This window comes from Acinetobacter sp. YH16044 (assembly GCF_013417145.1).
Classification (GTDB): Bacteria; Pseudomonadota; Gammaproteobacteria; order Pseudomonadales; family Moraxellaceae; genus Acinetobacter; species Acinetobacter amyesii.
Map to the genome: position 1 here is coordinate 37,819 of NZ_VPEK01000013.1, position 11,891 is coordinate 49,709.

Here is an 11,891-nt window from a genome sequence, read left to right on the forward strand (position 1 = left end):
TTTACCATGAAATGGAGTTTCCGCTTCGTGAGTGGTTTGTTGTTTTTAGCCAGCGTGATCGGTATGTCTTTTGCGCTGTTTTTAGAACATGTACAAGGCTTAGAACCTTGTCCGTTGTGCGTATTCCAACGTATTGGTTTGATTGGACTCGGCATCATTTCATTGATTGCGTTGATTCACAATCCAGCATCGAATTGGGGTAAACGCATTTACGCATCGTTGGGGACACTGTCGATTTTATGGTCTGCTGGGGTGGCTGCGCGTCATATTTGGCTGCAAAACTTACCGCCAGACAAAGTACCTAGCTGTGGCCCAGGACTGGATTATTGGGTAGAAACACTGCCTTTAAAATCGGTCTTTGAACAAGTACTGACCGGCTCTGGTGAATGTGCCAAAGTAGATTGGACCTTCTTGGGGCAATCGTTACCGGTTTGGTCATTGGTGTTTTTTGCGGTATTAACCTTGCTCAGTCTTTGGCAGTTATTGCGTAAATACCCAAGCAAACCAGTCCCACGTTTACGTGATAAGTTTTAATTCTATCATGCAAAAAAAAGCCCTCAGTTGAGGGCTTTTTTTACGAGTCTGAATGGGGGAAGTTTACCTTAGGTCAGGGCAATGCCTTCCATACTTTCCAAGTCCATCATAAATTCATAGATATGATCACAAGCTTTATCGTCATTGTTTGGATAGAACCAATGCACGATTTGCTCGGCTACTTGCGGGTGATGCTGAATTTCGAAATGGTTCAGACCATAAAAAATCGCTTTATGTGAATCTGGCACTTTCAGTTGATACCGTGCATTTGGGTGTTCCCCCAATGCACTTTTCACACTGACCAAGTAATCTCCAATCACATGTCGCGTTTTATTGCGACGATGTTCATATTCAATGGTCCCTGCCACGAGGTAGGTATTGATATGTGATGGAATCGGGGCAGGTTTACGGTTGTCATCCATGAGCCCAATGCGGACATCATTATGTTCCCAATCGTCATCACGCACGCTGCCATAGCGCAAATCTAAAATGCCGTTACTACGAATATTCACCACGTGGCCCACGATTTTGACCAAGGGGAAACGCCCCAATTGATCTTGCAGATGAAATCCGACACGTTCAAGCACAGCACCATGATGTGGTGAGCCCAAGCAGACTAGATTTTCGACTTGATGAATCCATTGATACATATTTTGTTTGCCATAAAAAATGGCACTACGGGACACTAAGCCCCCCATACTATGACCAATTAAGTCGATACTGGTAATGCCGGGGTTGCGACGGACCAAATCTTCTAATGTATTGGCTAGGTTGCGACCATTGGTCGAGATACGACGACCCGTATTGTAATTTAAATACAGCATGGTGTTATGGTCACGTTGAGAAAGTAATTTTTCACCAATGCCGCCATATTTGGCTGTCGACCATGACAGATGATTCATGCACAGCCCATGAATCAACAGGGTAATACGACCGGTTAATTCGCCTTTTTGTACCGCACCATAATGGTCGTAAACCACCATGGGTAAGGCCATCGGGTTGTGATATTTCAGTAAATAGTCGCCCAAGACCCCATTCAGCGCGCCCACTAGAAAATGTAAAGACGGCGTGAGCGGTTTGTCGTGTAAGCGTGGGAATTTTTCAATAATGCTACGCAGCGTTGGTGCGAGTAAATAATTGCCATAATTGAAAAAGGTGTTGTAAGAAAATTCGTAAATCCGTGCAATGGTTGGCTGCTTATGAAAGGCTTTCGAGCCTTGTTCGCTCATTCCAAAAATACTGATTAAAATTTCACGTTGAATGTTTTTGATCAAGTCATGCACGACATCACTAAAACGCATTGTCACGAGTTGTGCCAAACCTTCCAGTACATCTGCTTGACTGGGCGGCGTGCGGTCCCATTTACAATAGGTTTCATGCAATGGTGTTAAGCTAGGCATAATGTTCCTATCCTTACATTCAATGCTATTCCTCGATTGTATTTATTACTGGAATAGCCTGAAGTTTCATTGTTTATTTTATAAAATTCTCACGAACAGCTTTTACAATACCGATAACAGACCTGTCGGTGAATGCCTTTTGTCTGACAATTTTACTAAAAATTCAAATTTAGAAAATGTGACGCAGTTAGCACTTATATGCCACTTTTAAAGCAATTTAAAGATCAATTTGGAATCAAAATGATGAATATTGTGTATTTGCATGGTTTTCAAAGTAACTCAAATTCAGTGAAAGGACAGATACTGCGGCGCCATTGCGCAGACTTAAATGGTGTGCACGTGCATTTGCCAGATTTGAATATGCCACCGCTACAGGTAATGCAGCAGATGTCAGAGCTGATTGAAGGTTTGGATAATGTGGTTTTGGTCGGTAGCAGTTTAGGCGGCTTCTATGCCACACAGTTAATGGCGAAGTACCATGTGCCTGCTGTGTTGATTAATCCCGCGGTACGTCCTTGGCATTTATTTCGTGATTTATTTGGCGAGACGGCATTGCCCTATCAGGTGACTAAAACGTGGTGCTTGGATGATGCACAGCTCAATCAAATGCAGGCTTTGGCGGTATCTAAGGTTGAAAATGCAGATCAACTGTTGGTCTTGCTCCAACAAGGTGATGAAACCTTGGATTATCGTGATGCCACTAGTTTTTATAGTGCGGTTCAAGCCGGCACGGCTATGCTGATCACTGAGGTGGGTGGAACGCATGGCATGGATGATTTTGCAGAAAAAATACCGATGCTCTTGCAGTTTTTGTCCGATGCTGTCAAAAATATGCCTAAATAAAATGATCCAATCCAAATGCTGAAAAGCTAGATCCAACATACAAAAAATGGGCAGTTACGACATCATTTGACGTTTAAATTGTTTAAGAAAATGGCGGCTGATCGCAAGAGATATGCATTTTAATAAAAAAGCATATACTGTAGCGCTTGAAGAAATGTTTTAACCAAAAAAGCAGGGAATTTTGCAACGTGACGCAATATACGGCTCAATCACTTGAAGTTTTATCTGGCCTAGATCCGGTACGTCGTCGTCCGGGGATGTATACAGACACTACACGACCAAACCATTTGGCGCAGGAAGTGATAGATAACGCCGTCGATGAAGCGCTTGCAGGACATGCCAATAAAATTACCGTGACAGTGTATAAAGATGGCTCATTGTCAGTTGAAGATAATGGTCGTGGGATGCCAGTTGACATCCATCCTGAGTATGGTCAAAGCGGGATTGAAATCATTCTGACCAAACTACATGCCGGCGGTAAATTCAGCACAGACAATTATCAATTTTCAGGTGGTCTGCATGGTGTGGGGATTTCTGTCGTCAACGCATTGTCCAACCGTGTTGAGGTGGAAGTTCAACGTCATGGCAACCTGTATAAAATGGCCTTTGAACACGGTGAGCCAGTTGCGCCACTGGAAGTTTTAGAAGGTAAATGTGCCAAACGTGCGACAGGAACAACCGTGCATTTTTGGCCTGAAGCGAAATATTTTGACTCGCCTAAATTTGCCTTAAAAGCACTTAAACATAATTTAAAAGCCAAAGCAGTATTGGCAGCCGGTCTACAAATCATTTATGTCGATCAAATCAATAACGAAAAAATTGAATGGCAGTTTGAAAATGGTCTGGTTGACTATTTGATGGATGAACTGCAAGACCGTGACATCGTTCCTGCCCCTGCATTTGTGGCGACTGGTGAAGCAGAGCGTGCCAGCGCCGAGTTTGCGATTTGTTGGAATGTGGAAGGCGGTGAGTCCATTCAAGAGTCGTATGTGAACCTCATCCCGACCGCGCAGGGCGGTACCCATGTCAACGGTTTACGTTCGGGTGTGACAGATGCGATTCGTGAATTCTGTGAATTACGGAATTTATTGCCACGGAATATGAAACTGTCTGCCGAAGATGTGTGGGATGGCGTCAACTTTATTCTGTCTTTGAAATTCCAAGAGCCACAATTTTCGGGTCAGACCAAAGAACGACTTTCAAGCCGTGAAGCCTCTGGTGTGGTGTTAAATATTGCCAAAGATGCCTTTGCACTGTGGCTGAATCAAAACTCCGATATTGCCATGCAACTGGCTGAAATGGTGATTGCCAAGGCCGGTCGCCGTTTAAAAGCTGCGAAAAAAGTTGAACGTAAAAAGATCGTTTCAGGTCCAGCTTTACCAGGTAAATTGGCTGACTGTGTAGGTCATACCCTCGAAGAATCAGAACTGTTTATTGTGGAAGGGGATTCTGCAGGTGGTTCTGCCAAGCAAGCACGTGATAAGAACTTCCAAGCGATCATGCCGATCCGTGGTAAGATTTTAAATACTTGGGAAGTGTCTTCAGACGAAGTTTTGGCATCGCAAGAAGTACATGATATTGCGATTGCCATTGGCGTTGATCCGGGCAGTGACGACTTGTCAGAACTCCGTTATGGCAAGATTTGTATCTTGGCCGATGCCGACTCGGATGGTTTGCACATTGCAACTTTACTTTGCGCACTGTTCGTCAAACATTTCCATACTTTGGTTGAGGAAGGGCATCTGTTTGTGGCGATGCCACCGCTGTTCCGTATAGATGACAATAAAGATGTGCACTATGCCTTGGATGAAGATGAACTAGAAAGCATCTTAAAGAAATGTAAAACCAAAAATCCTCAAATCACTCGATTTAAAGGATTGGGCGAGATGAACGCGAGTCAGCTGCGTGAAACGACTATGGATCCCGATACACGTCGTTTAGTGCAACTGGACTTGGATGACGTACAGTTTACTTCAGGTTTACTCGACAAATTATTGGCGAAGAAGCGCTCTTCAGACCGTAAATATTGGTTGGAACAGAAGGGTAATTTGGCCGATTTAGCGGTTTAAAATTGCAACAAGGAAAAAACCACGCAAGTGGTTTTTTTTTGCTTCAAATTTAGGAAAAGCTGCATGATTTGTGTGCCAAAACACCGTGTTTTTTGAAAAACGTCGCAAAATTGTTCAATTATAGGTCAAATGTTGGATACAAGTTTGTATGCATCTTTGCGGTGATTTTACGATTTTTGAATCGACCAATAAAAAATTAAAAGCAAATTTTATGATTGTAACTATGTGAAAAATAACATTTAAAAATAAATAAAAGCACTCAATTAAAATAAAAAATAAGGCTTGGCACAGTTATTGAATTGCTCTGTTGTGATGAAAGACAACAAATGCATTTTAAAAATGTGAATTACAAGCTTAGGTTGGGAGTGTGAATAATGTTTCAACGCAATGTATTTGCTAAAAGTATTTTAGCGGCAACGATGACTGGGGCGATTGCTTTAACGGGCTGTTCAAAACCTGCAGAAGAAAAAACAGAAAGCGCTACATCAGAACCAAAAGCCGCTGCAGCAAGTGGCGATACTATTAAAGTCGGGATCTTACATTCGCTGTCAGGCACGATGGCGATCTCAGAAACTTCTCTAAAAGATACGGCCTTGATGGCGATTAATGAAATTAATGCCAATGGCGGGGTATTGGGCAAAAAACTAGAACCTGTGGTGGTGGATCCGGCATCGGACTGGCCACTATTTGCGGAAAAAACCCGTCAGTTGATTACCCAAGACAAAGTAGCCGTGATTTTTGGTTGCTGGACGTCGGTATCTCGTAAGTCGGTTTTACCCGTGGTTGAAGAATTAAATGGCTTATTGTTCTACCCTGTTCAGTATGAAGGTCAGGAACAGTCTAAAAATATTTTCTACACAGGTGCAGCACCGAATCAGCAAGCGATTCCTGCTGTTGAATATCTGATGAGTGAAGAGGGTGGTAAGGCAGAACGCTTTGTACTATTGGGCACAGACTATGTTTACCCACGTACCACCAACAAAATCTTACGTGCATTTTTGAAGTCGAAAGGCATTGCCGATGCAGACATCATGGAAGAATATACCCCATTTGGTCATAGCAACTATCAAACCATTGTGGGCAATGTGAAGAAGTTTGCGGCAGGGAAAAAGACTGCTGTGATCTCGACCATTAACGGCGATTCAAATGTGCCGTTCTATCGTGAATTGGGCAACCAAGGCATCAAAGCTGCGGATATTCCAGTGATGGCGTTCTCTGTGGGTGAAGAGGAATTACGCGGTATCGATACCAAGCCGCTGGTAGGACACTTGGCGTCGTGGAACTACTTCATGTCGGTGAAAAATCCAGTGAATACTGAATTCACCAATAAAATGAAGCAGTATGCCGTGGAATACAAACTGCCAAATGCCGATAAATTTGTGACCAATGACCCGATGGAGGCTACCTATGTCGGCATCAATATGTGGAAACAAGCGGTAGAAAAAGCAGGAAGCACAGATGTCGATAAAGTGCGTGAAGCTATGGCCGGCCAAGAATTTAAAGCGCCATCGGGCTATACCTTGCAAATGGATGCGTCGAACCATCATTTGCATAAACCAGTCATGATTGGTCAGATCCGTGCCGATGGTCAGTTTGATGTGGTGCACAAAACCGCAAAAACCATTGCTGCAGAGCCATGGAGCCCGTACATCCCGAAATAATTCAATCCAAATGCCTACTGCCATTGTGTAGTGGGCATGTTTTGATGTGATCCCTAGATGGGGTTGTTCTATTACTCAATAGGGATGCTTATAAGATGAAAAAATTACGCAATTTCCCGATCCTGTTTCTATTCCTGAGCCAATTATTCTGTCTGCAAATCGTGCATGCAGAAACAGCAGCAGATGTGGCACCTACGGTGCAATCTGTGCAGCAAGGTGACGCCATTCAGCAATTTGTTCGCGGTAGTTTTACCGAGCGCCGCAGCTTACTGAATCAATGGCCGGGCGATATTGAATCCTTAGATCAGTTGGCCGCATTGGTCGAAAAAGACCAGTTATATAGTGGTCAAAGCGGTCAAACCTATATTTTAGAAACTGACGAAAAATTATTGAGCTATCCTGATTTGCAAACCGTGACGGATTGGCCTGCCGATTTATCTCAAGTCACCTTGGTGAATACCCTTCGTAAAGCCTTAACGTTTGCGCAAGCGAAAGAAAAGCTGCAATCGGATGATTTAAACCAACGTTTGGATGCAATTGATATTTTAGAAAATAACTTGGCTGAGTTGGATGTTAAAAATATTAATCAATTGTATTTAAATGAAAAAAATAACAAAGTTAAAGCCCGTTTAGCGCAGCTTAAAGCGCGCTTGGACTATCAAAACCCTGATGTTTTACAAAAAATACAGGCGGCTAAAGTGCTGCAAGATTCTAACCGTCCCGATGTATTGGCGATGGTGGAACAGGAATTACAACAAGCCAACCTGCATCCCGAGTTAAAAGCCGCACTGACAGAAGCCAAGAGCAATATTAAAACCCGTATTCAGGCCAGTGAATGGACTGGACATGTCTTTTCTGGACTGAGCACGGCCAGTATTTTATTGCTGGCGGCGTTGGGCTTAGCCATTACGTATGGTCTGCTTGGCGTGATTAACATGGCGCATGGTGAACTGATCATGATCGGGGCCTATACCACTTATGTGGTGCAAAGCCTGTTTAAGAGTTATCTCAGTAGCTATGTCGATTGGTACTTGATTGCCGCGATTCCTGCTGCATTTTTTGTTAGCGCTTTGATCGGCATGTTGATTGAACGTACTGTTATTCGTCCCTTGTATGGCCGTCAATTGGAAACGCTATTAGCCACCTTTGGTGTGAGCTTAATTTTAATGCAATTGGTGCGTATGGTTTTTGGAGCGCAGAACGTTGAGGTGTCGAATATTTCATGGCTGTCTGGGGGCATTGCCGTGACACCGAGCCTGATGCTGCCTTATAACCGTATTGCCATTATTGGCTTTACCATTGCGGTACTCCTGTTGCTGGTTTACTTGCTGAATAAAACCCGCTTTGGTTTATTTGTTCGTGCCGTGACGCAAAACCGTCAAATGGCACAGGCCGTTGGTATCCGTTCTAGCCGCATTGACATGATGGCTTTTGGTTTAGGTTCGGGGCTTGCAGGTCTAGCAGGCTGTGCCTTAGCACAAGTCGGCAATGTCGGTCCTGACCTAGGACAAAACTATATTATCGATGCGTTCTTGGTGGTTGTGGTTGGCGGTGTTGGCCAAGTATGGGGCGCAGTATTGGCGGCTTTAGGTCTAGGTGTCAGTGGCACAGTGCTGGAAATCGGCATGGGTGCAGTCTTAGCGAAAATTATTCTACTGGTTCTTGTGATTTTGTTTATTCAAAAACGTCCACAAGGTTTGTTTGCCATCAAAGGCCGTTTTGTGGAGTAAGCGCATGAAAATCACTTCGTTATTATCGGATAAACCCTATAGCGGTATGGCGATTGCCGTGTGCTTTGCCATTTTACTGATTTTACCTTGGTTACATGTATTACCCGCCGATTCAGCACTGCATTTATCAGCGTATTGGGTCACGCTCATTGGCAAGATTATGTGTCTCGCCTTGGTGGCATTGGCCTTAGATTTGGTTTGGGGCTATGCCGGCATTTTAAGCTTGGGGCATGGTTTGTACTTTGCCTTGGGCGGCTATGCCTTTGGCATGTATCTCATGCGTGAAGCGGCAGGCGATGGCTTACCCGACTTTATGCGCTTTTTGAGTTGGACCGAGCTACCGTGGTACTGGATGGGTACTGAACATATCGTGTGGGCATTGGCTTTGGTGGTTTTGGTCCCAGGACTGATTGCCTTCATTTTTGGCTTCTTTGCCTTCCGCTCAAAAATTAAAGGCGTGTATTTTTCAATTATTACCCAAGCCATGACCTTTGCTGCGGCGCTACTGTTTTTCCGCAATGAAACCGGCTTTGGCGGTAACAACGGCTTTACCGGTTTTAAAACCATTTTGGGTATGGATATTACCTCTGCACCAATGCGTGCAACCTTGTGTTTCCTCACTGCGCTGACTTTGCTGGTCTGTTTTGTCGGCTTACGCCACCTGATGAATAAACCCTATGGTCGTGTACTCGGTGCAATTCGTGACAGTGAAAACCGTTTGCAATATTTAGGTTACCGCACCTTATGGTACAAGCTCTCTGCATGGGTGTTGTCTGCCGTGATCGCAGGGATTGCAGGCGCTCTGTATGTACCCCAAGTTGGCATTATTAACCCGAGTGAGATGAACCCTGTCAATTCGATTGAAATGGCGGTGTGGGTGGCTGCAGGTGGTCGCGGTACGCTGATTGGCCCGATACTGGGTGCAGGTTTGATCAACGGGATGAAGACCTATTTCACGGTGGCTTATCCAGAGGTATGGCTATTGATTTTAGGTGCGCTGTTTATTGTGGTAACGATATTCCTGCCAAATGGCGTGATTGGGCTATTAGAGCGGTTTAAAAAGGAGCGCAGCGAATGAATGATCAATGGGTTCAACCGCATGGCGGTCATGCCGCAGAAGGTTATGGACGACCGAAAGAGCAGGGTGCGGACTTCAGTCACGGGATTGCCCTGTATTTAGAAAAAGTCAGCGTTTGGTTTGATTCTTTCCGCGCATTAAATGATTTGTCGTTATATATCAAAGAAGGTGAGCTGCGCTGCATCATTGGTCCCAATGGTGCAGGCAAAACCACGCTGATGGATGTGATTACCGGTAAAACTCGCCCAACAGAAGGTTCGGCTTTTTTTGGGCAAACCTATGATTTGGCAAAAATGAGCACGGAGCAAATAGCAGAAGCCGGAATCGGTCGTAAGTTTCAAAAGCCAACCGTATTTGAAAATTTTACCGTGATGGAAAATCTGTTATTGGCTGCACCTAAAGATAAACGGGTGAAAAAGAGTTTTTTCAGCAAACTCGATCCAGATGCGCAAAACGCCTTGGACGAATCTTTAGCACAAATCCGCTTAGAAGAATTGATCCATAAACCGGCAGGGCTGTTGTCACATGGTCAAAAGCAGTGGTTAGAAATAGGCATGCTACTAATGCAGCGTCCAAAATTGATTTTGCTGGATGAACCTGTAGCAGGAATGACCGATGCTGAAACAGAGCGTACCGCAGAGCTGTGTTTAGAATTGAAAAAGAACCATACCCTTATCGTGGTTGAACATGACATGAGCTTTATTGACACCATCAGTGAAAAAGTCACCGTGTTGGCGCAAGGTGCGATTTTGGCAGAGGGTACATTGGCCGAAGTCCAAGCCAATGAAGATGTCATTGAAAAATATCTCGGACGTTAAGGAGCAGACCATGTTAGAAGTCAAAGACGTCAATCAGTTTTATGGTGGCAGTCATATTTTAAGAGATGTGACATTTGCCGCTCCCGTGGGGGCATGTTCAGTGGTGCTCGGGCGAAATGGTGTGGGTAAAACCACCCTCTTAAAATGTTTAATGGGCATTTTACCGATCAAGTCTGGGCAGATCTTACTGGATGGCAAAGATATTTCTAAGCTGAGTCCAGAACAGCGTGTACGTGAAGGCTTAGCTTATGTACCGCAAGGGCGGGATATTTTCTCGACCTTGACCGTTGAAGAAAATATTTTGATTGGGATGGCAAAATTTAAAGGCGCTAAAACCCGAAAAGTGCCAGAACATCTCTATGAGATTTTCCCCGTATTGGATGAAATGAAACATCGTCGAGGTGGAGATTTATCTGGTGGTCAGCAGCAACAATTGGCGATTGCCCGTGCGCTCGCTTCCGAACCACGGGTATTGATTTTAGATGAACCGACCGAAGGCATTCAGCCGTCGATTATTAAAGACATTGGCCGTGTGATTCGTCAGTTAGCCGATGGTGGAGAAATGGCGATTGTTTTGGTTGAACAGTTTTATGATTTTGCAGAAGAACTGGCAGATGAATATACCGTGATGGCGCGGGGGCAAGTGATTGCACAAGGTGTCGGTAGTGAAATGCCCGAAAAAGGCATTCGGGAACTGGTGGCGATTTAGGTTGTTTAATACCCTCTTTTGCTCCATATTTTGGGGCAAGAGAGGGGGAAGGTATTTTACTCACGGCTGTAATGCTTAAAGGGAGGAAATTTTTATGTGGATTAAAGTTCAATGTTTTCAGGCCAAAGAAAATAGCCACCATATTGATTGGGCTTGAATTCTCCTCCAATGAATTTACCTGAATCTGTAAGCGTATGCTTACCTTCTGCTTTTTCTTCAAGTAACCCTTTACTCACCAATAGTTCTAATAATTCAGGGGGTTTTAATTTGTGCTTTGCGGCGAGTTTTGAACTGGTTAATTTAGATTGTAAAAGTGATTCTTCTTCATTTTTTTCAATAGTAGGTTTTTCTGCTTTCACCTCATCTAAAGTAATGCGTACTTCATCACTGATGCGAATAATACGTTGGGCTTCTTCATAGGCATCTTTAAAGACTTCATCATCTTCGTATTTACGAACTAAAATCCCCATTTCATTGTTATTTACTTGGCTAAATTCATAAAGATTTAAACTTGAAATAATGCATTCACCTTCATTTAAATAGCACTTTGCATGCAAATTTTTACAAAAGCTCACGCGGACATAATCCAGTTTTTGCATCCATTTTATTTCATCTGGATGTAAGTCACTCTTACCGTAGACAATACGAATATCAATTTTCATACGGTCTTTATCTTCAAGAAGCTCCTTAATACGGTCATTTAAACGTAAATAGGGGCTGATTAAAATCAAACGCTCTTTGGCATTTTTGATTAACTCTTCAAGAAAGAAGTTAGTGCCACTGGTATTTAAGAATTTTGCCATTTATCCCCCTGATTAATTTTGATAATTTTAAATTTTAGCGCATAAAATTCATACTTTGAAATAATTCGCTTTTAAACTTTAGACATGCATTTGTTTTTTGATAGCAGGTGGTCTAATTGAATTGGCGGTAAGCATAGTAATAGTGAGTTACTTATGATTTCAGTCGGAATAGATTGGGCTATACATGAATTGAATAAGTCAGCTGATATACAAAAAATTGTATAATTATTGCTCAATAAAAGTTAA

10 protein-coding genes are annotated in these 11,891 nt (G+C 43.4%); 8 read left to right on the forward strand and 2 right to left on the reverse strand.

Annotation, left to right across the window (positions count from 1 at the left end; translation table 11 throughout):
• The first annotated feature begins 6 nt into the window (after nucleotides 1-6).
• Nucleotides 7-534: a disulfide bond formation protein B gene (locus FTV38_RS09470; protein ID WP_180022324.1), complete on the forward strand. Its 528-nt coding sequence runs from the start codon at nucleotides 7-9 to the stop codon at nucleotides 532-534.
• A gap of 68 nt (nucleotides 535-602) precedes the next feature.
• Here FTV38_RS09470 and FTV38_RS09475 read toward each other — a convergent pair whose 3' ends face one another.
• A complete protein-coding gene (locus FTV38_RS09475; RefSeq protein ID WP_180022325.1) occupies nucleotides 603-1,934 on the reverse strand; it encodes an alpha/beta hydrolase in 1,332 nt (443 codons plus the stop codon).
• A 243-nt stretch (nucleotides 1,935-2,177) separates the two neighbouring features.
• Here FTV38_RS09475 and FTV38_RS09480 point away from each other — a divergent pair, with 243 nt between their 5' ends.
• The 7 genes from FTV38_RS09480 (at nucleotide 2,178) to urtE (ending at nucleotide 10,842) form a co-directional block, all read left to right on the forward strand.
• Nucleotides 2,178-2,777, forward strand: coding sequence for a YqiA/YcfP family alpha/beta fold hydrolase (locus FTV38_RS09480; protein ID WP_180022348.1), 600 nt, complete (start codon nucleotides 2,178-2,180; stop codon nucleotides 2,775-2,777).
• A gap of 188 nt (nucleotides 2,778-2,965) precedes the next feature.
• A complete protein-coding gene (parE, locus tag FTV38_RS09485) occupies nucleotides 2,966-4,846 on the forward strand; it encodes a DNA topoisomerase IV subunit B (RefSeq protein WP_180008637.1) in 1,881 nt (626 codons plus the stop codon).
• 374 nt (nucleotides 4,847-5,220) lie between these two features.
• Nucleotides 5,221-6,507 (forward strand): urea ABC transporter substrate-binding protein, encoded by a 1,287-nt coding sequence (gene urtA / locus FTV38_RS09490; protein WP_180004371.1) that lies wholly within the window; start codon nucleotides 5,221-5,223, stop codon nucleotides 6,505-6,507.
• 95 nt (nucleotides 6,508-6,602) lie between these two features.
• A complete protein-coding gene (gene urtB / locus FTV38_RS09495) occupies nucleotides 6,603-8,237 on the forward strand; it encodes an urea ABC transporter permease subunit UrtB (RefSeq protein WP_180022326.1) in 1,635 nt (544 codons plus the stop codon).
• A 4-nt stretch (nucleotides 8,238-8,241) separates the two neighbouring features.
• On the forward strand, nucleotides 8,242-9,315 hold the full coding sequence (gene urtC / locus FTV38_RS09500) for an urea ABC transporter permease subunit UrtC (protein WP_168379684.1): 1,074 nt from the start codon (nucleotides 8,242-8,244) through the stop codon (nucleotides 9,313-9,315).
• On the forward strand, nucleotides 9,312-10,133 hold the full coding sequence (urtD, locus tag FTV38_RS09505) for an urea ABC transporter ATP-binding protein UrtD (RefSeq protein ID WP_068532837.1): 822 nt from the start codon (nucleotides 9,312-9,314) through the stop codon (nucleotides 10,131-10,133). Before urtC ends, urtD begins: the two co-directional genes overlap by 4 nt.
• Before the next feature lie 10 nt (nucleotides 10,134-10,143).
• A complete protein-coding gene (gene urtE, locus FTV38_RS09510) occupies nucleotides 10,144-10,842 on the forward strand; it encodes an urea ABC transporter ATP-binding subunit UrtE (protein WP_068532840.1) in 699 nt (232 codons plus the stop codon).
• A 101-nt stretch (nucleotides 10,843-10,943) separates the two neighbouring features.
• On the opposite strand, the gene FTV38_RS09515 is transcribed toward urtE, so the two are convergent.
• Nucleotides 10,944-11,645, reverse strand: coding sequence for a phospholipase D family protein (locus FTV38_RS09515; protein ID WP_180022327.1), 702 nt, complete (start codon nucleotides 11,643-11,645; stop codon nucleotides 10,944-10,946).
• Nucleotides 11,646-11,891 lie beyond the last annotated feature (246 nt).